The sequence below is a fragment of the Sphaerisporangium sp. NPDC049003 genome (assembly GCF_043197795.1).
Classification (GTDB): domain Bacteria; phylum Actinomycetota; class Actinomycetes; order Streptosporangiales; family Streptosporangiaceae; genus Sphaerisporangium.
Genome location: NZ_JBICTU010000002.1, coordinates 91,093 through 115,670 on the forward strand (window position 1 = coordinate 91,093; position 24,578 = coordinate 115,670).

20 protein-coding genes are annotated in these 24,578 nt (G+C 71.6%); 5 read left to right on the plus strand and 15 right to left on the minus strand.

Going from position 1 to position 24,578, the window contains the following annotated elements; genetic code table 11:
* Window positions 1-21 precede the first annotated feature (21 nt).
* Together pstA and pstC are read right to left on the minus strand one after the other, a co-directional pair.
* Window positions 22-1,200, minus strand: coding sequence for a phosphate ABC transporter permease PstA (pstA, locus tag ACGFIV_RS02375; protein WP_358548172.1), 1,179 nt, complete (start codon window positions 1,198-1,200; stop codon window positions 22-24).
* Window positions 1,197-2,201, minus strand: a complete 1,005-nt coding sequence (pstC, locus tag ACGFIV_RS02380) for a phosphate ABC transporter permease subunit PstC (protein ID WP_358548175.1) — start codon at window positions 2,199-2,201, stop codon at window positions 1,197-1,199. The genes pstA and pstC overlap by 4 nt, the downstream gene beginning before the upstream one ends.
* Before the next feature lie 333 nt (window positions 2,202-2,534).
* On the opposite strand from pstC, the gene ACGFIV_RS02385 reads away from it, so the two are divergent.
* Genes ACGFIV_RS02385 through ACGFIV_RS02395 form a run of 3 tightly spaced genes read left to right on the plus strand, consistent with a single transcriptional unit; the run spans window position 2,535 to window position 8,917 of the window.
* Window positions 2,535-5,132: a hypothetical protein gene (locus ACGFIV_RS02385; RefSeq protein WP_358548178.1), complete on the plus strand. Its 2,598-nt coding sequence runs from the start codon at window positions 2,535-2,537 to the stop codon at window positions 5,130-5,132.
* Entirely contained in the window at window positions 5,129-6,601 is a 1,473-nt protein-coding gene (locus tag ACGFIV_RS02390) for a sortase (RefSeq protein ID WP_392831244.1), read from the plus strand. The genes ACGFIV_RS02385 and ACGFIV_RS02390 overlap by 4 nt, the downstream gene beginning before the upstream one ends.
* A gap of 3 nt (window positions 6,602-6,604) precedes the next feature.
* Complete coding sequence (locus ACGFIV_RS02395; protein ID WP_392831247.1) at window positions 6,605-8,917, plus strand: hypothetical protein; 2,313 nt, start codon at window positions 6,605-6,607, stop codon at window positions 8,915-8,917.
* Window positions 8,918-8,944: 27 nt separating this feature from the next.
* Here ACGFIV_RS02395 and ACGFIV_RS02400 read toward each other — a convergent pair whose 3' ends face one another.
* Window positions 8,945-9,823 (minus strand): sulfotransferase, encoded by an 879-nt coding sequence (locus ACGFIV_RS02400; protein WP_358548187.1) that lies wholly within the window; start codon window positions 9,821-9,823, stop codon window positions 8,945-8,947.
* Window positions 9,824-9,915: 92 nt separating this feature from the next.
* Window positions 9,916-11,100 carry a substrate-binding domain-containing protein gene (locus ACGFIV_RS02405; RefSeq protein ID WP_392831250.1) on the minus strand — a complete coding sequence of 395 codons (1,185 nt, stop codon included), beginning with the start codon at window positions 11,098-11,100 and terminating at the stop codon, window positions 9,916-9,918.
* Window positions 11,101-11,401: 301 nt separating this feature from the next.
* On the opposite strand from ACGFIV_RS02405, the gene ACGFIV_RS02410 reads away from it, so the two are divergent.
* Complete coding sequence (locus ACGFIV_RS02410; protein WP_358548192.1) at window positions 11,402-11,803, plus strand: hypothetical protein; 402 nt, start codon at window positions 11,402-11,404, stop codon at window positions 11,801-11,803.
* Window positions 11,804-11,824: 21 nt separating this feature from the next.
* Here the strand turns inward: ACGFIV_RS02410 and ACGFIV_RS02415 are convergent, their stop codons facing one another.
* From ACGFIV_RS02415 to ACGFIV_RS02430, 4 genes are read right to left on the minus strand one after another with little or no spacing between them, the layout of a single operon-like run.
* Window positions 11,825-12,502 carry a class I SAM-dependent methyltransferase gene (locus tag ACGFIV_RS02415; RefSeq protein ID WP_358548195.1) on the minus strand — a complete coding sequence of 226 codons (678 nt, stop codon included), beginning with the start codon at window positions 12,500-12,502 and terminating at the stop codon, window positions 11,825-11,827.
* 17 nt (window positions 12,503-12,519) lie between these two features.
* Window positions 12,520-13,764 (minus strand): glycosyltransferase, encoded by a 1,245-nt coding sequence (locus ACGFIV_RS02420; protein WP_358548198.1) that lies wholly within the window; start codon window positions 13,762-13,764, stop codon window positions 12,520-12,522.
* Complete coding sequence (locus tag ACGFIV_RS02425; RefSeq protein WP_392831255.1) at window positions 13,761-15,179, minus strand: O-antigen ligase family protein; 1,419 nt, start codon at window positions 15,177-15,179, stop codon at window positions 13,761-13,763. The genes ACGFIV_RS02420 and ACGFIV_RS02425 overlap by 4 nt, the downstream gene beginning before the upstream one ends.
* Window positions 15,176-16,708, minus strand: a complete 1,533-nt coding sequence (locus tag ACGFIV_RS02430; RefSeq protein ID WP_392831257.1) for a hypothetical protein — start codon at window positions 16,706-16,708, stop codon at window positions 15,176-15,178. The genes ACGFIV_RS02425 and ACGFIV_RS02430 overlap by 4 nt, the downstream gene beginning before the upstream one ends.
* Before the next feature lie 505 nt (window positions 16,709-17,213).
* Between ACGFIV_RS02430 and ACGFIV_RS02435 the strand changes: the two genes are divergently transcribed.
* On the plus strand, window positions 17,214-18,410 hold the full coding sequence (locus tag ACGFIV_RS02435; RefSeq protein ID WP_392831260.1) for a glycosyltransferase family 4 protein: 1,197 nt from the start codon (window positions 17,214-17,216) through the stop codon (window positions 18,408-18,410).
* A gap of 6 nt (window positions 18,411-18,416) precedes the next feature.
* On the opposite strand, the gene ACGFIV_RS02440 is transcribed toward ACGFIV_RS02435, so the two are convergent.
* The 7 genes from ACGFIV_RS02440 to hrcA form a co-directional block, all read right to left on the minus strand.
* Entirely contained in the window at window positions 18,417-18,581 is a 165-nt protein-coding gene (locus tag ACGFIV_RS02440) for a hypothetical protein (protein ID WP_358548207.1), read from the minus strand.
* A complete protein-coding gene (locus tag ACGFIV_RS02445; RefSeq protein ID WP_392831263.1) occupies window positions 18,578-19,273 on the minus strand; it encodes a class E sortase in 696 nt (231 codons plus the stop codon). The genes ACGFIV_RS02440 and ACGFIV_RS02445 overlap by 4 nt, the downstream gene beginning before the upstream one ends.
* The gene (locus tag ACGFIV_RS02450; protein ID WP_392831266.1) at window positions 19,270-20,787 is read right to left on the minus strand and encodes an HtaA domain-containing protein; all 1,518 of its coding nucleotides are present in this window, start codon (window positions 20,785-20,787) and stop codon (window positions 19,270-19,272) included. Before ACGFIV_RS02450 ends, ACGFIV_RS02445 begins: the two co-directional genes overlap by 4 nt.
* On the minus strand, window positions 20,784-21,107 hold the full coding sequence (locus tag ACGFIV_RS02455) for a hypothetical protein (protein ID WP_358548214.1): 324 nt from the start codon (window positions 21,105-21,107) through the stop codon (window positions 20,784-20,786). The genes ACGFIV_RS02450 and ACGFIV_RS02455 overlap by 4 nt, the downstream gene beginning before the upstream one ends.
* Window positions 21,108-21,501: 394 nt before the next feature.
* Complete coding sequence (locus tag ACGFIV_RS02460) at window positions 21,502-22,227, minus strand: 16S rRNA (uracil(1498)-N(3))-methyltransferase (protein WP_392831268.1); 726 nt, start codon at window positions 22,225-22,227, stop codon at window positions 21,502-21,504.
* Between the two features lie 111 nt (window positions 22,228-22,338).
* Entirely contained in the window at window positions 22,339-23,481 is a 1,143-nt protein-coding gene (gene dnaJ, locus ACGFIV_RS02465; RefSeq protein ID WP_358548217.1) for a molecular chaperone DnaJ, read from the minus strand.
* Window positions 23,482-24,492 carry a heat-inducible transcriptional repressor HrcA gene (gene hrcA / locus ACGFIV_RS02470; protein ID WP_358548220.1) on the minus strand — a complete coding sequence of 337 codons (1,011 nt, stop codon included), beginning with the start codon at window positions 24,490-24,492 and terminating at the stop codon, window positions 23,482-23,484.
* Between the last annotated feature and the right edge of the window lie 86 nt (window positions 24,493-24,578).

Below are 24,578 nucleotides of genomic sequence, written 5' to 3' on the forward strand. Positions count from 1 at the left end.
CTCTCCGCATCGGATACGCCTTCAGCGGCCACGGCGCTGCCCGCCACGGCCGGGGAAACGGGCTCGGCGCCGCCCAGAGCCCGCGGAGCCCGCGATCCGGGCCAGCACGAACAGCAGCAGCACGACGACCAGCAGGATCAGCGCGCCGCCCCAGGCCCGCTCGACCTGGGTCTCCTGGGAGCTCCTGATCTGGGTGAACACGAACAGCGGCAGGTTGTCCTGGTGGCCGGAGAACGGATTGGTGTTCAGCACCGTCGTGCCACCCGTGGTCATCAGCACCGGCGCGGTCTCGCCGACCACGCGCGCCATGCCGAGGATGACCGCGGTTGCGAGACCCGCCCGCGCGGTCGGGAGGACCACCAGCAGCACGCTGCGCCAGTACGGCGCGCCGAGCGCCAGCGCGGCCTCGCGCAGGCTTCCCGGCACGACACGAAGCACCTGTTCCGCCGTGATCGTCACCGTGGGGAGCATGAGGATCGCCAGCGCGAGACTGCCGAGGATTCCCGACTGCAACCAGAGGTGCGGCTTGATCAGCAGGGAGTAGACGAACAGACCCGCGACGATCGAGGGCAACGCGGTCATGGCGTCGGCGACGAGCCGCACGGGACGGGCGAGGGGGCCCTGGATCTCGCTGAGGTAGACGGCGGTGAGCACCCCCAGGGGCACCGCGATGGCCGTGGCGAGCGCCAGTTGCTCCAGGGTGCCGATGATCGAGTGGAGGGCGCCTCCCTCGGTCGCCTTCGAAAGCGGGCCGACGATCTGCATGGTCTCGGTGAAGAAGTTCGGGCGCAGCACCTTGAGGCCCCGGTAGCCGACGTACCCGATCACGAACACGATCGGCGCGAAGGCGAACATCGCCCCGGTGCCGATGAGGACCGTGACCAGCCGGTCCTTCGCCGCCGGCCGGCCCTGGCCGTCCTTGGTCACCAGCCAGTGGATCGGCAGGAACAGCGCGTACCAGACCACGGCGAACGCGACCGGCATGACGCGGAACGGCAGCAGCCGCGTGAAGAGCAGCCACGTGAGGAAGAACGCGGCCACGAGCGAGCCGGCCGTCTCCATCATGTCCGTCCAGCGCCACGCCCTGGGGCGCCGTCTCGGCGGGACCTTCCGGGGCGGGCCGGCGCCGGCGTCCGTATCGGGCCGCCGTTCCCCGGTCCCCGAGGTGCTGGGCAGTGCCTTGGTCTCCGGCGCCGTCATGCGCCGGCTCCCGGTCGTGACCTGTTGGCCACCAGGGCCGCGAGGAAGTTGATGGCGAAGGTGACGAGGAACAGCGCGAGCCCGGCGGCCATGAGCGCGCTGAGGCCGAGCTCCTGCGCGTCCCTGAACTCGATGGCGATGCCGCTCGCCACGGTGATGCCGCCGTTCTCCAGGATGCGGGGTTTGATCTCGAAGGCGATCGAGAGGATGAGCGTCGCGGCGAGCGTCTCCCCGAGCGCGCGGCCGAGTCCGAGCATCGAGCCGCCGACGATGCCGCTCCTGCCGAACGGCAGGATGACCGCCGTGATCATCCCCCACCGGGTGCCGCCCAGGGCCAGCGCTCCCTCGCACTCGTGCCTCGGCGCCTGTGCGAGCACCTCACGGATGATCGAGGTGGTGATCGGTATCGCCATGCACGCGATGATCAGCCCCGCGTTGAACAGGGACCCTCCCGTGGCCGAGGCCTCCATCAGGGGCATCCACCCGCCGAACTGCGCGACGGCCCAGTCCTCGATCGGCTGGAGGAGCGGCACGAGCAGGAACAGGCCCCAGATGGCGAAGATCAGGCTGGGGATGGCCGCCATCAGGTCGACCAGCGACGTGAGCCCCCTGCGGAGGGACCGGGGGGCGTACTCGTTGATGAAGAGCGACGTGCACACCGCGACCGGCACGGTGATCACCATCGCCACCGCCGCGCTGACGAAGGTGCCGAACATCATCGCGGCGACGCCGAACTTCGGTGGCTGACCGTCGGGTGCCCATGGCTGCGTCGTGAGGAACGACAGTCCGGCCGTCCTGAGCGCGGGTAATGCCCCGATCAGCAGGAAGACACCGATGAGGGTGATCAGCACCAGGGTGGCCCCGGCGCCGGACGCCACGAAGGCCCGGTAGAGACGGTCGGCGTCGGTGAGGCGGGCTTCCAGCTTTCGCGGTTCCTGAGCGTGCGGCCCCTTCTCGGGCATGTCACTCGTGACCGACCCCTCGGGGCCAGTTGGCTGCACGTCGATCCCCTCGTAGGCGTGTGGTGAATGCGTGAGCGGGTTTCCCCGGTCAACTGCGTTTCCCGAGGTCCGTGGCCAGTGTCGAGCCAGGCCCATGGCCGGTGCGATAACGGCGCGTGAACGGGCGCGGGCACGTGCCCGACACCTTTCCTTCGCCATTCCACGGCCTTTTGGGGTTGTTTCCAGCGGCGGAATGCCGGATGAACGACGCCGGACGGCACCCCGACGAATGTCCGCAGCCATTGTCCGGAGGAAGTCCCGGACGCTTCCCTATACGGGGGGAACCGCGCGCGTTGACGCACGGCCCCCGTTCCTGGATATAGGAGAGCGGACGTGTTGCGACGTAGACGTTGGGCACTGCTGGCGGTCGCCGTGACGGGAAGCTCCGCCGTTCTGGCGGTCACCCCTGTCTCGGTGCAGTCCGCGGCCCGCGCCGCGGAGGAGACCCCCACGGTCGAGGTGTGGTCGGCCGACGGCGGCGCGAGGCTGGACGGTGTTCCCGCCCAGAAGCTCGGCGCCGCGCAGGAGGTGACCGTCCGCTGGAAGGGCTTCACGCCGAACTCGGCGGTCGTCCTCACCCAGTGCGTCGATCCCGTCCGAGCTTGGTCGGAGTACGACGGCGAGGCCTACGGCTGGAAGGACTGGCACCCCTTCCAGTGGTGCGCCCACCAGATCCGCCAGTCAGGCACCACCAAGCCGGACGGCACGGGGTCGGCCGTTTTGACGGTCAAACAGGGCACGATGACGCCCTCCACGGTGTACGAGAACGCCAGCGGCGGCGTGACGGCGAACTACCCCTTCACCTGCAACTCGCGGAACGCACCCTGCATCGTGATCGCGAGCGAGTGCGAGTGGCAGCAGCCGCTGAAGTACGTCACAACGCCGTCACCGGCGCTGCTTCCCCAGACGACGCCGCCGCAGGGCATCAAGGAACCCGCCCGCGCGGCCGCGAGCGGGGACCTCGGTTTCGCCGCCGGCGGCGACGGAGCACCGGTCACCGCCGCCGTTCCCGCGCTGGTGTCACCGGACTTCCCCACCGAGAAGCCGCCGCCCCCGCTCGACCCGATCACCGGCGAGCGCGTGGGCGACCACATCCACGGCAGCGGTGCCTCCAACGTGGTCACGGCCTTCGAGACCTGGCTGACCGACGTCCGCGCCCTGCCGAAGGCCGCCGACGTGAGCTTCTCGCGCACGACGTCCGTGCAGGGAGCCGGCACGCTCAAATCCGGCTTCCAGAGCGGGTTCGAACGCGGCGCCGACTTCTCCGTCACCGGGATCCCGTACGACCGTGACACGGCGGGGGGTGAGGTGGCGTACGCGCCCATCTCGCTCACCGCGCTCGCCGTCGCGAACGAGGTCGAGATCGCCGGCCGTCCGATCCGCGAGGCGCGCCTGACCCCCACCACCCTGGCATGGATGCTCGGCCAGGCCTCCGCGCCCGGGGGCGGTGCGCTCGCCTACCTCAACGACTACACCAGCGGCTGGAGCGCGCTGGGGCAAAGGTCGCTATTCAGCGTGGACAACCACGGCTGCGAACTGCCTCCCCGCGACGTCGTCAGCGTCTTCCGCCTCGGCCAGTCGGCCCAGAACCAGGTGCTGTCCTCGTGGCTCGCGGCTAACATCCCGGCCGACCTGTTCAAGCGTGAGTTCCCCAACAGCGATCCGGGCGGTCTCGAACTGCTCGCGGGCGCCGCGGGGACCCGTGGCACCCAGAGCGGCGCCGAGACCGCCCGGCAGATCGCGACGCAGTTCGGCGACCTGACCAAGCTCGACCAGTCGGGCAAGCCGGACCCGAACGCCAAGACGCTCAGGAACCAGAGGGCGGCCCTCGGCTACGTGGACATCACCGAGGTCAGGGCCCTCGCCGAACGGGGATTCCCGCTGGGGGTGTCCGCCCTTGCGAACGCCGCCGGGACGTACGTCAAGCCGACCAAGGAGTCGATCCTCGCCGCCTTCTCGTCGATGAGGAAGAACGACGACGGCACCTACACGGCGGTCTTCGACGACAAGGGGAACGCGGCGGCCTACTCCCTGCCGATGGTCCACTACATCGCGGTGCCGAAGGCCGACGCGAACGGCCAGAACCCGTTGCCCCTGGAGAAGCGCAAGGCGCTGTCGCTGTTCGTCAGGTACGCGGTCAGTGACAAGGCGCAGGCCCGGGTCGAGGAACTCGGAGGCGCGCCGCTTCCCCAGGCGCTCCGCGACCAGGCCGTCGCGGTCGCCGACATGCTGCTCATCACTCCCTCCCCGACCCCCACGCCGACGACGTCGCGGTCGAACACCGACGGCGGCTCGAACGGCGGCTCGAACGAGGGCGGGAACAACGGCGGGGGCGGCCGTTCGGAGAGCGGAACCCCCGGCCCCGAGGACACCGGCGCGGCGTTGCTCGACGGGAAGGCCACGCCGAAGCCGACGCCGGCCGTCACGGTCACGAAGACCCACCGTCCTCTCGCTGCCCCCGCCAACGCCGGGAGCGGCGCGAGCAGGACCACGGCCCCGCCGGGTGGCGGCGGTTCCACGGGCACGCAGCCCGTCGGCGGCCCCGCGACCACGGGGACGCAGGACCCCGGAGGGGCGCCCGCGGCGGGCCCGCAGCCCCAGCCGCAGCTCAGCCCGGTCGCCGGCAGCGGCTCGGCCCCCCAGCAGGTGGCGGACGAGGGCAGCGTGCGCGGCGGCACGATCCCGGCGCCCTCGTGGGTGATCCAGACCGGCATGCTGCTGATCCTCGGCGCGGTCGCCCTCTCGCTGGGAGGCACGTGGCGCGGTTACCTGCTGTGGCGTGCGCGGTCCAGACCGGCTCTCCCGGCCGCCACACGACCCGCCGCAGGCCCCGCCCCCGGCGTGGGCCCCATCCCCGCCACGACCACGGCACCCGGCGTGAACGCCGCCCCCACTGTGACCATGCCGCCGGCATCGGACCCGCGCCCATGACGCCGCTGGACACCACGGGCGGACCGGCGCCGTACGCGGGGGCCATGGAACTGGCGGACCAGGCCATCCAGAGGCTGGAGGAGATCGTCTCCCGCGTCTCGGGCACCGGCGACGGAACCGGGCACGCGAACGCCCTGGTCCTCGCGGGTTCGGCGTCGGTGCTGCTCGGACAGCTGGAGCTGACCGTCGCGCCCGGCGACGGCGCGGGCAGGGCCTCGGCCGCCACCCTGCGCTCGCGCTACGACACCGCCCTTTTGGCCCTTGGATCGGCCTCCGCTCCCGCGCGGCCACCGGCCCCCCAGCCGTACGGCGCGGCCCCGTGGGTTCAGGTCGCCCCCGGGCAGTGGGCACAGCTCGCCCCGCCCGCCATGGTCCCCCCGTTCCCCGGAATGCCACCGGGGTACGGGCCACCGGCGGGGTACGGGATGCCCGGGGGGCACGGGATGCCGCCGGGATACGGTCCTCCGGCGGGGTATCCCGCCGCGCCGGTCCACACCGCGCCCTCGGCGTACGGCATACCGGGGCCCGGCGTGGCGGCGCCGTTCGTCCCGCAGGCACCCGCCACCAAGCGCCGCAGCCTGCGCGCTCTGGTCGACGGGCTCCCCCCGGAGATTCGGCGGCTCGGCGGCGTCGCGATGACCGGGCTGACCGTGATGGGCGCGCTGCTGGTCGCCTTCTCGCTGTACGGCTCCCTGTTCGGCCATCTGACCTACGAGCGGAACCAGCGGGTCATGATCGACCAGCTCAACGAGAAGTTCAAGGTCGCGGCGGCGATCGCCGCCGCGCCCGTCGCCGGGGACAAGAACCTCGCGGCGATCCCGGCGCGCGACGAGCCGATCGCCCTGCTGGAGATCCCCGGCATCGGCGTGCGCGAGGCCGTGGTCCAGGGCACCGGCACCGCCGAGCTGAGGTCGGGCGTCGGCCACTACCGCCCTTCGCCGATGCCCGGCCAGGTCGGCAACGCGGTGCTGGCCGGGCACCGGAACCTCTACGGCGCCCCCCTGGCCCGCATCACGGAGCTCAAGCCGGGAGACAAGGTCGCCGTCACCACGCAGGAGGGCCGGTTCACCTACACGGTCGAGACCACGATGCGGGCCAGGACCGGTGAGCAGGACTTCCTCTCGCAGGCGACGACCGTCAACCGGCTCACGCTGCTGACCACCTCGGATGGGGACCGGCCCGGAGGCCGGCTCGCCGTGGTCGCCAGGCTCGACGGCCAGGCCGCGTCCCTGAAGACCCACGACGACGGCGGGGTCACGGTGGACGAGCTCGGCCTCGGGCGCGATCCCTCGGCGTGGTGGCCGACCCTCGGGTGGGGCGCGGTGTTCTTCGGCGTACTCAGCGGCACGCTGGTGCTCTACCGCCGGTGGCGCCGTACGTCCACCTACCTGATCACCACTCCGGCACTGATGGCCACGGCACTGATCTGGTTCGAGGCACTCGCGCGCCTGATCCCTTCGACGTTCTGAACCGTGGAGGCCACCATTCGCCGCGGCAGGCTCGCGTTCACCCCGAAGACGGCATGGGGGCTCGCCGACCAGGCGCTGGCCAGCGCGAGCAGCATCGCGCTCACCGTGGTCGTCGCCCGCGAGGTGGACATCTGGGCGCTGGGGGCGTTCGCGGTGGCCAACACGTTCTACATGATCATCCTGGGCTTCTCGCGGACGGTCGTCTCCGAGCCCCTGCTGGTGCGGTTCAGCCACGTCAGCGCGACGGAGCACCGCCGGGGCACCCGGCAGTCGACGGGGCTCTCGCTGGTGATCGGGCTGCTGGGCGGCGCCCTGCTGCTCGCCGCCTGGCCGATGTACGGAGACGCGGTGGCCGAGGCGATCGTCCCGCTCGCGATCTTCCTTCCCGGGCTGCTGCTCAAGGACGCCTGGCGGTTCGCGTTCATCGCCGCGGGCCGCCCCGGGCAGGCCATGCTCAACGACCTGATCTGGGCGGGCGGCCAGGTCGCGGGCGTCGGCTGGGTCCTGCTGTCGGGCCGTCCCGGCCTGGGCGGGCTGGTGACGGCCTGGGCGGCCTCGGCCGCCGTCGCGGCGCTCGCGGGATCGGCGCAGGCCCGCCTGCTGCCCTCCCCCCTGGGCGCGGGCGGCTGGATCCGCGGGCACCGCGACCTGCTCCCGGCCTACACGGTCGAGTTCCTCGCCCGCGCCTTCGGCCGCAACCTGGCCCTGCTGGCCGTGGGCTGGGTCGGCGGGCTCCCCACGCTGGGCGCGATCCGCGCCGCCGAGGTGGTGTACGGCCCGCTGAACGTCGTGCTCCAGGCCGGCAGCCTGGTGGCGATCCCGCAGGCGGTGGGCGCGGCGAGACGTTCCCTCGCGACACTGCGCGCCACGGTGGTCGCGCAGTCGGGAGCGCTGACAGCGCTGGCCGCCTGCTACGCGGCGCTCACCCTGGTCTTCCCCGACGGGCTGGGGAAGGCCCTGGTCGGCGGCTCGTGGGCCCAGGCGCAGGCCGTGCTCCTCCCGACGGCCCTCATCTACGCCGGCGTGGCAGCCATGACCGGGCCCATCGTGGGCCTGCGCGCCCTGGGCGACAACCGCCGCAGCCCAGCGGTGCGCCTCGCGCTCGTACCGCTCACCATCGGCTGCGGCGTGGCCGGGGGCCTGCTGGGCGGGGCGGTGGGGGCCGTGACGGGCCTGGGCCTCGCCAACCTGGCCGGGGCCGCGCTCTGGACCAGGCAGTTCCACAACGCCCTTGTCAAGCCCATCCAACGACCCTCCCGAGGAGACACGATGGAACTCTCGGAATACGGGCGACGGTATCGCGGGATCATCCTTCCGCTGGCCGCCATCCCCATCGTCGCCGCGCTCGGCGGCGCGAGCTGGACGGTCGTCCAGCCCTCCACCTACCGGCACGTCGTCGAGCTGCAGGTGGCCGCTCCCTCGGACACGGCGGGCCCCGCCGTCTCCGAGCAGAGCATCGCCACCTTCCGCACGCTCGTCACCTCTTCCACCGTGACCGCGAGGGTGGTGCGCGAGACGGGCGCGGACGCGGACGCGGTGGCCGGGGGGCTGTCCACCACCAGGCTCGACAACGGCAAGGAGCGCGGGGCCGTGGTCCAGGTGGTCTTCTCCGGGACGGACGCCCGGCAGGCCGCGGTGATCACGAAGGCCGCCGCCGTCGCCGCGGTGGACGAGCTGATGCGGCCCTACGTCGAACGGGCCAGATCAGACACGGAAGGGGCGAAGCGGGCCGCCCAGGACCGGGCGAAGGCCCTGACGAAGGCCATCAACAAGAACGGGCTGGCCCCCGACCAGTACCGGGTGCTCTACGCGGAGATCACCCGGCTGCGATCGGAGCTCACGGCGCCGACCGGGGTGCGTGACAAGGCGGAGATCCTCCAGGCGATCGACGATCGGCAGAAGCAGCTGACGCGGCTCACGCGGGACCTCGTGCCGTTCATGTCGGCCCAGAACGAGGCCGACCAGGCGAACCGCTACCTCATCCAGGTCCAGCAGAACCTCCGCCAGGCCGAGGCACGGCTCGCCCAGTCCAAGGCGTCCATGACGCCGGTGACCGCAGAGGGGGTGGAGGTCGGGAAGGGACCGCTCGCCGCCCGCGCGGCGGCCATGGCCGCAGGGATCGGAGCCCTGCTCGCGGTGGTCATCCTGGTGCTGCGCGAGCTGCTGCGCCAGCGCCGCCCGGTCGCCCACCTGAGCCCCTCCCGCCGCGTCTCGGCCATGCGCGTGGCCTCCGGCCCCCCGCGCGTCGAGGTGTCCCCGGGCGACGTACGGGTGATCGAGCGGAGCGACCGCGCCGACCAGCACCGGCTCAACTGAGAGCCCCGGCCCGTCTGGCTCGGCCGCTCAGGTCGCGTAGCCGGACCGTACGAGGTGGGCGGCGAGCGAGCGATCGAGCAGGTCGACCTGGTCCGGGGTGAGGTCCCGGCGGAAGGCGTCGGTGCGGCCCGCGGCGAAGGTGTGCCTGGCGAACCCGCGCTCGAAGCCGGCCGTCCAGGACAGCCCGAGGAAGTCCAGGATGATCTCCAGGTGTCCGCGCGGGTCGGCGACGACGTCCTCGTAGCGCACCTCCAGCCACACTCCCGCGGGCAGCGACTCGCGTGCCAGGTCGTAGGCGTCGATCAGGTGCTTCCACGCGATCCCGGCGAGGTGGACATGGGACCGTCCCGCGTCGTCCCACTCCCGCCGGTACGGCTCCGGCAGCGGGCCGAAGTGCCAGCGATCAGGGCCGAGGTGGCCGCGCCACCAGGGCATCTGCGACCACGAGTTCGCCACAGCCCGCCCGTCCCTGACGACGTGGACGAACCGCGCCCCCGGGAAGACCTCGCCGAGGAACCCCGCCCTCGGCCAGCCGGTGAGCTTGTGGAGGTAGGCGGGAGCGCCCTCGGCGGCGGCGCGGGACTCGAAGAAGGCCCGCGTGCGGGCGGCGAGCCACGGTGTGACGTCCGAGGCGAGCAGGTCGCGGAACGGGTCGACGAGCAGGGGGGACACCTCGCGGGCGAGCGCGGAGTACGCCTCGGACGGCGCGTAGCGAAGGCGGCCCTTGGCGGTCAGCCGTGGCGGCACCCTGCGGTAGATCGCGCCGCTGCGCCGGCGCACCCAGCGGGGACAACGGGCGTACCGGTCGTCGAGGTTGGAGACGAACCCCACGTCCGGGTGCCGGGCCAGCACCTCGTGGACGAGCGTCGAACCGCAGCGTCCGGTGCCGACGATGAAGCCGTACACGGGGTCCTCCTTGGAACACGGGCAGGGAACACGCCGGAACCGGGCCAGGCTCGCGAGAGCCTGGCCCGGAGGGGTGTCGCGAGCCGGCTGTCTCAGTTGACGTCGAAGGTGACGCACTTGTCGCCGGTCGGGCGGATCTTCACGAAGCCGTTGGCGGCGATGGCCTGGTCGATGGCCACGCCCCAGTTACGGTCCACGTTGCTGTTCTGGATTCCGGGGTTGGGGTCGCCGGCGGGCTTGCTGTGGAGGGCGTTGGGCTTGCACAGCCAGCCGTTCGGGCCGACGTAGCCGGCGATCCAGGGCGGGCCGTTGCGGCGGATCACGTTGAACAGGGTGCGGTTGAACTGGTAGGTGCCGTCCTGGATGGTGGTGGCCGACGGGGCGACGCCGCCCACGTTGATCAGCGCCGTGCCGCTGAGGCTGCAGTCCGCCTCACCGGTGCTGTACTTGCCGTACGACAGGGCCCAGATCGAGCGGCCGCGGTCGGCGGTGCCGAGGTTGTTGATCGGGGTGCAGTTGTTCTCGAACAGGGGCTGGCCTCCGGTGGCGGAGACACAGGTGTTCGGGTCGCCGCCGAGGAAGGACGACCACGCGGAGTAGGTGCCGGAGCTGGTCTGGATGCCGTGGACGAGGATCGGCGCGTTGGCCCCGCCGAACTCGCTCCAGTTGCGGGTGCAGCCGCCGGGGCCCGTGCCGAGGAAGATCTCCTTGAGCTGGGCCACCGACAGGTTGGCGACGGCGTCGGACGCGCCGCCCTTCCACTTGGGCACGGCGATGGCGTCCTTGGCCCAGCCGACGTAGGTCAGCGGGTCCTGGGCGTTCTTGCACTCGCTGGGAACGCTGGCCGGAGCCGAGGAGGACCGCGCGTAGCTGTAGTAGATCGTGCCGGTCAGGCCGTCGTTCTCCTGGCACAGCATGCGCAGGCCCGCCGAGGAGCCCTGCGGGAAGTGCTCGACCGCCATCTCGTGGTCGTAGTTCTCGGTGGTGACCGTGTTGGTCGTGTCGGCGAGACAGGTCCACTGCGGGGTCGCCGGCGGGACGGTCAGGTTGCAGCCCGGCGACTGGTTGAACAGCTTGTCCAGGTCCTGCATGGCGAAGTAGGTCGTGTCCGACCCCGCGCCCGTCATGGTGAAGTTGAACTTGCCGTCGGAGAAGGGAGGAAGCGCCGAGGCGGGAAGGGCGAACGCGCAGACCGCGACGATCATCGTGATCATCGCGACGGCGCGCCTGCTCACACTTCCCATGCGGGACTTCCGGTCATGGATTTCGCTGGACATGAATCCTCGATCCTCTGGAAACACCGAGCCGCGGTTGAGCCCGAGCATTCCGACGCGAGGAGCGGGAGTGTTCGGCGCGGCACCACAGGGATCATCAACGCGGCCCGGCTCGCCGCCAACCAACTTCGCGTGTCCGCCACGAGAACACGAGGCCATAAATGCGCATATTCCGGATTCTTCTTTTCCTTCCATGACTTTGTGGATTGTTTACCTTATAAGCACTTTACGGATGATGGCTCGGCATTTCGCGGCTGGATAGTGCCGTCCTATGAGACGACGGCTGATCACAATGTCGATGGCGATGAGCGGCCTTCTTGCCGTGACCGGATGTGCGGTCGGCGCCCAGGAGCGGCCCGTCCCGGCGCGGGTGCGCGAGGTGACCTCCTCCCCGCTTCCCCGGGCCGCGTCGGACCAGATCGCCGCGGGCGGAACCGTGCGCGTCACGCCGAAGGGACCGGTGCCCCACCAGCTCGTCGCGGGCACCGGTGAGACGATCACGTGGCGCAACGAGACCGCGAAGACCATCTCCGTACGGCTGATCGACGGCAGCGAACCCTCGGGCGAGGTGAAGCCGGGGGGTTCGTACACGCACGTCTTCGACACGGCGGGATCGTTCGCCTACCGGATCGGGAAGTCCGGCGACCCGGCGGGTGTCGTCGAGATCCTCCCCCACACCGACGGGACGCCGGTGACCGGTCCCTGACGAGCCTGCACCGCCGTGGCGTCAACCGGCACGGCAGGCGATGAGCGACTTGGTCAGCCCGGCGAAACGCTCGGCGAGCAGTTCGGAGTCCGGGAAGTAGTGCCGCATCTGGGTGCGGCTCAGCAGTTCGATCTCCAGCACCATGGGAAGCGCCTCGGCCCGGTCGCGCGGACGCGTCCCCCACGACAGCGGCCATCGCGCCGCCAGCGCGGTCCGCACCGGCAGCGGCAGGAACTGGAACATCGGGAAGACCCAGTGCGGCTCGATCGGGAAGTACAGGTACGGCACCTGCACCCAGTGACGGTCGGACAGGCGGTGTACCGAGTCGGCGAACCGCCTGCGCATCTCGTGCCCGCCGACGTGCTCCATCACCGAGTTGGAGAAGGCCAAGTCGAAGCGCCGGCCGGCGAGGTGGCCGGGCAGGTCGCAGGCGTCGCCGATCTCCACGGTGACCCAGTCGGGCACCTCGTCCACCGGCGGCTCGAAGTTGACCAGGTGGACGTGCGCGGGCCGCTTGGGCGCGCGGGTCCAGGTCCGCACGGTGCCGCCGAGATCGATGATCTCCATTCGCTCCAGGTCGGGGAACCGCTCCAGCAACATCATCATCCGCCGCGTGCGCAGGCGGGTGTTGAGCGAGTCGGGGCGGCCGATGAGCCGCTCACGCACCCGCGTGCCGAGGTCGGGACGTACTCCGTCCATGTCCACTCCTTCGTACGTCATCTCGCCTGCTTCTCCATGGCGCGCCTGGCCTCGGCGTAGATCTCCGCGAGAGCGGTGAGGTGGCTCTCCGAGGAGTACCGGTCGGCGGCCACCGAGCGCGCCGACCTTCCCATCGCGAGGCTCTTCCGGGGATCGCGCAGCAGCGCGAGCGCCGCCGACGCCAGCTCCATAGGGTCGTCGGGCGGGACCAGCCGCCCGGTGGCGCCATCGGTGACCAGCTCCGACACCCCGCCGAGCACGGTGCCGACCACCGGCACGCCGCACGCGTACGCTTCGAGGATCGTCATCGGCTGGTTCTCGTACCACCGGGAAGGAACCAGCAGGGCCGTCGCCGAGACCAGCAGGTCGAGCACCTCCTGACGCGATATCCGGCCGAGGAAGCGCACCCGGCCCGGCGCCAGGTCGGCGGCCATGCGCTCCAGGCGCTCCCGCTCGGGACCGTCACCGGCGATGACCAGGCGGGCGTCCTTGCCGAGTAGACCCATCGCGCGGATGGCCGTGTCGATGCCCTTGGTCTCGTGCAGCCGCCCGACGCAGACCAGCGGACCGCCCGGCTCCGACTTGGGCGTGACCCCGCTGACCTCGGCGAAGTTGCTGAGGACGCGCAACCGGTCGGGGTAGATCCCCGCCCGCGTCATCTGCCCCGCCAGGAACCTGCTCGGGCTGACGAAGACGTTCACGCCGTCGTAGGCGCCGAGGCGGCGGTGCAGCCAGGTCTCGGTGGCCAGCATCGCGCTGGCCGCGCGTGAACCGTCCTTGCATCGGCGCCGCACCGCCTCGATCGGGCCGCCGTCCACGCACGCCGTGCAGACCTTGCCGTGGTCGAGGAAGCTGTAGGTCGGGCAAGCCAGCTTGTAGTCGTGCAGCGTCATGACCACGGGCACGCCCGCGTCGCCGAGGGCCGCCACCACCGAGGGTGAAAGCTGGTGGTAGACGTTGTGCAGGTGGGCGACGCCGGGCCGGAACTCCTCGACCACCTTGGCGATCCCGCGTCGGGCGCTCCTTGACCACAGCATGCGTGCCGCGCCCTTGGCCTTGCCGATGGGACTCCTCGGCATCGGGTTCAGCTCCACGTACCGGGGGAAATGGCGCTCGTACTCCGACGGGACGTTGTCCGGGTGGCGCATGGCGAAGAACGCCACCTCGTTGCCGCGCCCGGCCTGCGCCTCGGCGAGGTCCATCATGTACGACTCCGCGCCGCCTCGGCGGTGGAGGAACTTGTTGACGTGCAGCACCCTCACGGGGTCTCCTTGCCCGCTACCACGATGCGCTGGGCGAGCCCGGCGAACACCGCGAGATACCACATCACGACCACGGCGGTCATGATGTTGTCGGCCATCGCCGAAACACTGAAGGCGACCACACAGCCGGCGAAACCCACGGCCGTCCCGCGAGACAGGCTGACCTCGGGCGCGCCCCTCCTCGGGTCGGTGGCGCGCAGTGCCCGCCGCGCGGTGTCGAACAGCGCGGCGAGCAGGCCAAGGTAGGCCAGCAGTCCGACGGCCCCTGTCTCGACCAGGGCGCGCAGGTAGTCGTTGTGCACCTCCTTGAAGAGGATCAGGCGTGTGGTCCCGAGCCCGAGTCCGGTGACCGGGTTGCCGGGCAGCAGGCCGAGGGCCGCGATCCAGTGGTCGAACCGCCATACCAGGGAGTTGGCCTCAAGGCCCCCCGCCGTATAACTGCTCGCCAGGTCGGAGAACCGCTGGAGCACCGACGGCACCGTGGCGACCACTCCTCCGGCGACGACGACGAGGCCGTAGATGACGCGCCGGTCCTGGAGCAGGCCGACCACTACGAGACCGGCGAGACAGGCGATCCACGGACCGCGCGCGGCGGTCGCCAGCAGGGCGGAGCCGAGCCCGGTGACGAACACGACCAGGGCCACCCTCGCCCATCCCCGGACGTGCCACGCCAGCGCCAGGCCCATGATCAGGAGCATGAAGCAGAACATGCCGAGCGCGTTCGGATGCCAGAACGTTCCGGTCGGCCGCATGAGGCCGTCGAGGTCCATCAGCCCGTCGCCGGTCGTGATCTGGTAGGCGGTCACGAGCACCGGAAGCACGGCCGAGGTGAAGACGGCGCAGAGCAGAGGCATGCGCATACCGGGCTCGTCGGCGAGCAGCCGTTCGACCACGAAGATCATGACGACGAACGCGGCGATGCGCGACACCTCGCCGACGCTGACCGCCGGCGCCCGCGAGCCGAGCAGGCTGAGCAGCGAGGCGCCGAGGAACGTCACCGCCGCGACGGGCAGCGCGGGGTGGGGGCGCTCACCGGCGGGGCGGCGTCCCTGCACGATCAGCCAGGCCACGCACGAGAGCAGGAACAGGACGCCGAGCATGGTCGAGGGGTCGAGCAGGCTCCAGCCCGTCTGCTCCCCTCCGTCGGTGGCGCCGCCCGCCAGCTTGGTCGCGTCGAGCGCCGCCCGCACCGTGAGGACGACGATGACGAACAGGGTGAACCGCGTGACGGCCATGACGGTCAGCGCGAGCGCGATCACGAGGGCGACCGGAAGGACGACGTCGGTCCGCGACCCGCCCGACGCGAACGTGATGCCGCAGTGGACCGCGAGGATGACCGCGAGGACGCCGGCGACGTACAGCCCCTTTCCCGGCGAGACGCGCGGCCTGCTGTGCGAGGCGGTGTGCGGGATCATGTCGGCTCAAGCCAGCGCAGCGTGTCCGCGAGAGGCGCGGGGACGGTGACGATGACGGGCGTGGCCCCCACCTCCAGCGTCCCGCCCGGCCAGGTGCGCGACCGGCCGTCCGGCAGATCCGTGACGGTGGTCTCCCCGGCCGTCTCCCCGGCCGTCTCCCCGGCCGTCTCCCCGGCCGTCTTCCCGGCCGTCTTCCTTGCCGTCGCGCCCGCCGTCTCCCCGGCCGTCTCCCTCGCCGTCCTTCCTGCCGTCGCGCCCGCCGGAGGGGACAGGGAAACGGTGCCCCCTCCGGCGCTCCACATCACCACCGCCGTCGTGGCTCCCTGGTCGACCAGCCCTCCGTCCAGGCCCGGCAGCGTCAACCGGTGCCAGACTCCGGCCGGGAAACGCTTCCTGAACTGGTCGAACACCGTCTTGGCCGGGCGGGCGACATCGTCCACGCCGTACAGCCCTCTCCAGTGTTCCTCGGAGACGACCACGCCCGGCCTGTAGAACAGCGGGAGGTAGACGACGCGCTTGACCCCGCGGGCGAGCAGGATGGTGACCAGCTTGGCGACCTCGGCGCCATGGGCCACGGGGTCGTAGTCGCCGCCCGGCCAGTAGGACCCCACCTCCCAGCCCTCGATCGGCATCGCCGGGCCGGCCTGCGCGCGGATGTAGTCGACGACCTCGGGGAGCGCCGCCCAGGAGTCGTAGTAGTGGAGCTGGTAGGCGTCGAACACCCCGGCCCTGTCGAGCTCGAAAGCCGCCGCGTGGGCGGCGGTCGCCCGCCGCCCCGCCGGTGAGTCGATCACCGCCCGCAGTTCGCCGGCCGTGGCGGCCGGGGGGAACCGTCCGTCGCCCCGGGCGTAGAAGGCGCGGTAGAAGGCGAGCGCCCGGTCCGTCCGGCCGGCGTCCAGCATCGTGCGGGCCACGACGACGCCGTAGCTCCCGCTGGTGAGCCCCACGTCCAGCAGCCGCGCCAGCGGATCGGCCCGTCGTACGGCCTCCGCCCCGGCGCGGCCCACGTCACGGTAGGCGAGTGGGTCGCCGCCCCACATGTTCCTCGCGTCGATCTCGTTCTCGATCCCGTACATGTGCACCCCCCTGGCGGCGTAACGGATCACGGCGTCGCGGACGAATGCCTGGTAGGCGGCGATGTCGGCGGGAGGGTAGGAGACGGCGATCCGGGGCCTGCCGGCCGCCGGCCGCCCGTTCGCCCAGCATGTTCCGACGCGGATCCGCAGCATGACGCGGTAGCCGTACGAGAGCAGGCCGTCCACGACCCGGTCGTCGAGATCCCAGTAGCGCTCACCCTGGCGTGCCTCGATGGCGCACCAGACGAGCTCGTGGAACGTGCCACCGCCGCCGTATGCCTCGATGTCGGCGTCGTACTTCGGCGGATGCTGGTAGCCGTCCCACTTCAGGCCGAAGGGCTGCTCGGGCACCTGCCGGGTGGCCGTCGTCCCGACGGGAGCGGGGCCCCCGGGGTCGGCGGCGCAACCGGTGGCGGCCAGCATGGCCACGATCGCGAGTACGGCAGAGGCCACCCGGATCACGTTTCTCCCTCCGCACGGACAGCCATTTATAGCGCCGCATATCCCGACCGCGCAGTCACCATTACGCGAACCCCGAAATACGCGTAGACAACTGACTGGGGTCGTAACTTTTCCCTTACGGCGCGGGGTTCGGACATTTCCAAACCTGCAAAACCTAGCTGCTGTACAGCAAATGCTCGCGCAAGGTGGGGCGCCGGCCCGGACGGCCGCCCCCACCCAGCTCACGGACGGGTCCGGCCGTGAAAGGAGGCGCGATCTTATGGGCACCTTATGGAAGATCGGCCATACGGCTCATGAATGATGGAGAGCGCGAGTATGAACATCAGGCCGGTGCGGTCCGGGCCCGGCCGGCGGCACACCTCGGGGCCATCGCGGGGACCAACCAATGGTGAAGAGCGCGGAAATACCCTGATCCCCCCTTTCCGCGCCTTCCGCGATTCCCTAACGTCCAGGCCAAAGACGCGTCCCGTGCTTGTTTTATATGGGGAGTTCCGGCATGCCCGCCGCAGAGACTTCAGGATCCCTCGCATATTCCCCGACGCCCGCCGGCCCGGAGGTGCTCCGCATCGCCATGATCGGCCAGCGCGGCCTCCCGGCCACCTTCGGAGGCATCGAACACCACGTGGCCCATCTCGGGAGGCGGCTGGCCGCCCGAGGGCACGAGGTGACCGTCTACTGCCGCGCCAACTACGTGTCCGAGCGCAGGGACGCCATAGACGGCGTGCGGCTGCGGCACCTGCCCACCCTCGGCACCAAGCACTTCGACGCCCTCGCCCACAGCCTGCTCTCCACCGTGGCTGCTCTGGCGGACCGGCACGACATCGTCCACTACCACGCGCTCGGCCCCGGCCTGTGCTCCCCGCTGCCGCGCTACCTGTCGCGCGCACGGGTCGTGCAGACCATCCACGGGCACGACGACCGCAGGCAGAAGTGGGGTGGCGTGGCCAAGGCCGTGCTGCGCGGCGCCCGCTGGCTGAGCGAGCACGTCCCCGACGCGGTCATCGGGGTCTCCGACGAGATCACCGACGAGTACGCCCTGGTCCGCGACCGCCTGACGGTCCACATCGGGAACGGGGTCGAGCGCCCGGTCCCGGCCGTACCCCCCGACCCCGTCATCCGGCGCGGGCTGCTTCCCGGCAAGTACGTGCTGTTCGTCGGGCGGCTCGTGCCGGAGAAGGCCGTCGACCTGTTGCTCAGGGCGTTCAGCGGGGTGGAGGGTGATGTCAGGCTCGCCGTCGTGGGCGGTTCGTCCTTCACCGACGGCTACGTCTCCCGGCTGCGCGAGCTGGCCGCGTCGGACTCCCGGGTGCGCATGCTGGGCTACGTGTACGGCGACGAACTGGCGTCCCTCTACCGCCATGCCGCCGTCTACGTGCAGCCCTCGCACCTGGAAGGGCTGCCGCTGGCCCTGCTCGAAGGCACGTCGTACGGCCTGCCCACGATCGCCAGCTCCATCGGCTGCCACCGCGAGGTGATCGCGGAGGAGGGGCCGGGGGGCCGGCTGTTCCGCGAGGGGGACGAGGAGCACCTCCGGGACGTCCTGGCGCGGGTGCTCGCGGCGCTCGACCACGAGAAGGAAGGCGCGCGGGCCAGGGCCGAGGACGTGCTCGGCCGCTACTCCTGGGACGTCGCGGCCGACCGTACCGAGTCGCTCTACCGCTCGCTGCTCGCGGCACCGGCACGAAGGCGGTGACCCGCGCTAGCGGCCGTCCACCGTGACGTCGTCGAAGGGCAGCAGGCCGTCCACCAGCGGGAACACGACGAACCACAGAAGCAGCACCACCGCGCCGATCAGCAACGCGGAGCAGAGCGGCTTGCCGAAGCGCCCGCCGGGAAGCCGCTCCCAGATCCACGGGAATATCACGGATGCCCCTTCAGCTCGGCCGGTCGGCCGCGTGACTTGGCCTGCTCCCGCACCAGCTCGGCGTGGACGACGAGGCGCTGCCAGTTCTGGAACTTCGGGTTGCAGGTGGTCAGCGTGAGCATCGCCTTCCGCGGCGCCTCCCCCGGGCGGCCGGGGGACGGGGCGATCACCTCCACCTGGCGCGGCAGCACGAGACGCTGCCTGACCACCCGGTAGACGAACCAGCCGGTGCGGGTCTCCGCCACGATCACGTCACCCCGGTCGAGCCTGTCGACGTCCCAGAAGACCGACGAGATGCGATGGCCGGCGATCGCCACGTTCCCGATCTGGCCGGGCTGGGCCGTACGCGGGTAGTGGCCCGGCCCCTTCCTGAGGTCGGCCTGGGACACGCCCTCGACCACCGCCCACTGCCTGCCGAGCTTGGGAATGTGGATGCGGGCCATCGGCTGGCCTTCGACCGGGCGTCCGGCGCTCGCCGCCCAGCTCCGGTCCAGCTCGCCCGCGAGGGCGTTCTGCTCGGACTCGATCCGCCATGCCTTGCCGTAGGTCGCGTAGGCGGCGAAGAGCACCAGCACCAGCCCGGCGGCGAGCATGAGCTCACCGAGCATCCGCCCCACCCGCCGGGAGGGGGGCTCCCAGTCCTCCTCAGCCCGGCGGCGTGACGGCGCGTCCCACTCGACGAGGTGCGTCACAGGTCGTCGCGGAGGTAGACGGTCCTGCGGGAGGCCCGCAGGGTGATGCCACCACCCGCGATCAACCCGATGCCGAGGGTCATCAGCGGGATGACGTACCCGTCCCCCGTCTTGGCCAGATTGTCGTCGTCACCGGTGTTCACGGCGGGGAGAGTGGTGTGCTGCGTGACGGTCTTCCTCGGGGTGGGAGACGAACTCGGCGAGCTCGATCCGGACGGCGAGGGAGAAGGAGAGCCGGAGGCGCTCGGGCTGGGAGACGAGCTGGTCGTGGGGCACCCCGACGTCGTGCCGAGCGGGCTCGGGCTGGGGCTCGCGCTCGGGCTCGTACTGGCGCTGGGGCTGGCGCTCGGGCTGGGGCTCTCCGTCATCGTCCGGGCGTGGACCAGCACCACGTTCGCACCGCCGGTGACCGCGCTGAGGGCCTGCGAGGAGGAGGGGGTCGCGGACCCCGAGGGATCGGCCGAGGCCGAAGGGCTCGCGGACGCCGAGGGGCTCGCGGACGCGGAGGGGCCGGCCGACGTCGTCGGGGCCGAGGTGGGACAGGTCGCCGAAGGACTCGGTGACGGAGAGTGCGAGACGGTGCTCGACGGGCTGACGCACGGGCTCGGCGTGGGGTCGGCCGAAGGGCTCGACCCGGCCGAAGGCGTCGCGCCGACCGAGGCGGACGGGCTTCCGGACGTACACGGGGAGGAGCTCGGACTCGGCGTCGAGGACCCGCTCGGCGTCGGGCTTCCGGAGGTGAGCAGACCTTCCCCCGCGCCCAGGGCGGGCTCCTGGTCGTAGGTGAGGGCGATCGTCACCGGCGTCAGCGCCTCGTCGTCGCCGAGCAGCCCCGCGAGCGCGCCGGCCGAGGCCTCGGTGGCCGTCGCGGGCACGGCGGTCCACGTGACCGCCTGTCCTCGTACGTCCGCGGTGTCCTTCACGACGCTCAGCCGGGCGAGCTCCGTAAGGGGCTTGCCATCGGCGTCCGATGCGCCGGGCACGGGCACGCCGGAAGCGTTCTCCGTGGGGGTGACCATGGGAACGGCGCCGGCCGGAGGCGTCTCACCGGCGCCGGTGGGAGCCGGTGCGGCGGTGGGCGTGGGGCCGGGCGTACCGACCTCGGCGCGCAGCGTCGAATCCGCCCCGTCGATCACGACCACGGGGTTGGCGATGACCACGCCCTTGTGGTCACGGACGACGGTGACGCTGCCGCCGTAGGTCACGGTGCCCGTTCCGGTCTCCGGATCGTAGGCGCCTCCGGCGGCGGGAAAGCGGAACACGCCCTCACGGTCGCGCTCCGCTCCGCCGGAGAGGGTGACCTCGACGTGGTCCCCGGCACCCAGCCGCTCGGCGACCGCCCAGGTGAGCGACCCGCCCGTCACCTCCCGCACGGTGGGCGCCGGTGCCGAGACCGTGGCCATCGCCCCCACGGTGGCGAGGCCGCCGGCGAGCAGTTGCACAAGACCCAGCGTGCTCAACCAGCCGACGCGCCGGCGCGCCGACCGCATCCGGCCATTGGACGTGCTCCTCATCGAACCAACCATCCAGAATCTGTTCGCGCCGGCCGTACCGGGGCGGTCGCCCCGGCCTCCGCCCGCGCCTCGAACGCCGTAGTGAACACCCCAAGGAGGACGACCACGAGCGCGATGACCATCGCCAGCACCAGAACGACGCGCATAGGCCATCCGAGCAGGTCCCAGGACCTCGGGACGCGCGCCGGAGCGACCACCCAGGCCACCGGCGGGTACACCGGCACGCCGGGGTCGCCCGGCACGGGGAGAGTCGCTTCCTGCCGGCCGGAAGCCGCCTCGGGCTCGCTGCCGGCCGCCGCGGGCGGCCCGCCGTGGATCACGATCGCCGCGGCGCCTGGCGCGCCGCCACGGCCACAGCGATGCGGCTTCCTGGTAGCAACATGTCTCTCTGCCTCTCACCGTGTCCGCCCGACCAGGGCGAGGACAGCCTGACCAGCTTCGGTTACGGCAAGGGGTGAGTCCGGAGGCGCATCGGTGTTGCCGCTGTGAAGCGTCTGCCGGAAGGTGCACGTCGAGCGACACAGAGGTTGCCGCCAGACGTCCTGCGGGACAAGAACCGGAAAGACCTCGGGTGTTTCCCCAGGAGAGGGCCCGCCGCCAGGGGTTCCGCGCTATAAGCCGCGCGAGGCGGGGCCGCCGTCCTCGCCCGGCCTCACCAGCGGCCGTACGTAGATGGCGGCCAGGGTGACCAACGGCCCGAGACGGCGGCCGGGGTCACCAGCGGCCGGAGCGGGTGAGCAGCACCGCGGCGGCGGCCACGCCGGCCGTGGAGGTCCGCAGCACGGTGGGGCCCAGCAGGGCCGTCGTGGCGCCCGCCTCCCTGAACCGCTCGACCTCCTCGCCGGTGATCCCGCCCTCGGGGCCGACCACCGTCACGATGTCGCCGGACGCGGGGAGGGCGAGCTGGGACAGGGGCGCCTCGGCCTCCTCGTGCAGTACGGCCGCGACGGCCGCGCCCCGCAGCAGAGCGGCCACCTCGGCCGTCGTGGCCTGCTCGGTGACCTCCGGCAGGTGGAACCGCCGGGCCTGCTTGCCGGCCTCCCTGGCGGTGGAGCGCCAGCGGGTCAGCGCCTTGCCCGCGCGGTCGCCCTTCCACTGGGTCACGCACCGGGCGGCGGCCCAGGGGACGATGACGTCCACCCCGGCCTCGGTCATCATCTCGACCGCCAGCTCGCCCCTGTCGCCCTTGGGCAGGCCCTGGACGACCACGAGGCGCGGGGCCGGCGCCGGCACCGTGCGACGGCCGAGGACCTCCAGCCGGAGGGAGTCCCTGGCGACGTCGCGCACGACGCATTCGGCGACCGCGCCCCTGCCGTCCGTCAGGTCGACGCGCTCACCGGCGCGCAACCGCCGCACGGTGGCGGCGTGCCGCCCCTCGGGGCCGGAAAGGACGATCTCCTGCCCGGACAGGTCGTCGGCGAGGAAGACGGGGACGCTCACCCGCAAACCTTAGCCACGCCCGCACGACCTCCGCGAACCACGGGCCGTACGGGCTCCGGCGAATGCCTTACGTGCCGAGTCCGGCGGGTGCCTTGTGTTGGCTCCGAGGGGTCAGCGGCCGTTGAAGGCGTCCCTGAGGCGGGAGAAGAAGCCCTGCTGCCCGGGGGCGAACTTGCCCGGGGGGCGCTCCTCGCCGCGCAGCTTGGACAGCTCCTTGAGCAACTCCTCCTGGGCCGGGTCGAGGCGGGTGGGCGTCTCCACGTTCACGTGGATCAGCAGGTCGCCCCGGCCGGTCTCGTTGAGCCGCTGGATGCCCCGGCCGTACAGGGGAAGGACGTGACCGGCCTGGGTGCCGGGCCGCACGTCGATCTCCTCGGCGCCGTCGAGCGTCTCCACGGTCAGGATCGTGCCGAGCGCCGCCGCGGTCATCGGGATCTGGACCGTGCAGTGCAGGTCGTCGCCCCGCCGCTCGAAGATCTCGTGAGGCCGCTCGACGATCTCCAGGAACAGGTCTCCGGGGGGGCCTCCGCCGGGACCGACCTCGCCCTCTCCGGCGAGCTGGATGTGGGTGCCGTCCTCGACGCCCGCCGGGATGCGGACCTTGATCGTGCGCCGGGTGCGCACCCGCCCGTCGCCGGAGCACTCCTGGCAGGGATGCTGGATGATCGACCCGAAACCGCCGCACTGCGGGCAGGGGCGAGCGGTCATCACCTGGCCGAGGAACGACCGGGTGACCTGCGAGATCTCGCCGCGCCCGTGGCACATGTCACAGGTGTCGGGGTGGGTGCCCGACGCCGCGCCCGACCCGTGGCAGATCTCGCACAGCACGGCGGTGTCGACCACCAGCTCGCGCGTGGTGCCGAACGCCGACTCGGCCAGGTCGAGCTCGACGCGGATCGTCGCGTTGCGCCCGCGCCTCGCCCGGGACCGGGGCCCGCGGGACCCGCCACCGCCGCCGAAGAAGGCGTCCATGATGTCGCTGAACGGGAAGCCCGCGCCGAAGCCGGCCGCACCGGCTCCCGGGCCGGCGCCCGCGCCGCCGAAGGGGTCGGCTCCGAGATCGAACATCTGGCGCTTGTTCGGGTCCGACAGGACCTCGTACGCCTGGTTGATCTCCTTGAAGCGCTCCTGCGTCTCAGGGTCGGGGTTGATGTCGGGATGGAGCTCGCGCGCGAGGCGGCGATACGCCTTCTTGATCTCATCCGGGCTGGCGTCACGGCGGACCCCGAGGATGCCGTAATAGTCGCGGGCCACCTAGGACCCCGCCAGGATCTGGCCGACATAGCGTGCGACTGCGCGCACCGCTCCCATAGTCACCGGGTAGTCCATTCGCGTCGGGCCCAGCACTCCGAGCCGAGCCAGTTCATTGTCGCCCGAACCGTATCCGGCGGCGACGATCGAGGTGCCGTGAAGCCCGGAGTAGGGATTCTCCGAGCCGATCCGCACCGTGAGCGCGGCCGAGTCGCCCGCCTCGCCGAGCAGCCGCATGAGCACGACCTGCTCCTCCAGAGCCTCCAGGACCTCGCGCAGGCCGACGCTGAAGTCGCCCGCGAGGTTGGCGGCCCCGGCGAAGACGATCTTCTCGTCGTGCCGGTCGACCAGGGTTTCGAGGAGAACGGACAGGATCGTGGTCGCCACCGGCCGGTCCTCCTCGGGAAGCCGGCCGTGCAGGTCGGCCACCGTCTCTGGCACGCGGTTGAGGCGGCATCCGTCGAGGCAGGCGTTGAGCACCGCCCGCAGATGCGCGATCCGGTCGTCCTCCACCACATCGGGAAGGTCGACGACTCGCTGCTCGACCCGCCCGGTGTTGGTGATCAGCACCAGCATGATCCGCCGCTCGGCCAGCGGCACGAGCTCGACGTGCCGGACCGTGGAACGGATCAGCGATGGATACTGCACCACGGCGACCTGCCGAGTCAACTGCGCGAGCAGCCGCACCGTGCGGGTCACGACGTCGTCGAGGTCGACGGCGCCCGCAAGGAAGGTCTCGATGGCCCGGCGCTCGGCGCCGGACAGCGGCTTGATCTGGGACAGCCGGTCGACGAACAACCGGTAGCCCTTGTCGGTGGGCACGCGACCCGCGCTGGTGTGGGGTTGCGTGATGTAACCCTGCTCTTCGAGCACGGCCATGTCGTTGCGCACGGTGGCCGGAGAGACCCCCAGATTGTGCCGCTCCGCGAGCGCTTTGGACCCGACCGGCTCGTTGGTGGACACGTAGTCCTCGACAACGGCGCGCAGAACTGCGAGCTTACGCTCATCGAGCAACGTGCTCACCTCCCTGCCCTGCGTTCGTGCCTGCGTGAACACCTGGTCTGGCACTCTGTGTTCCCGAGTGCCAAGTGTACGGCTCC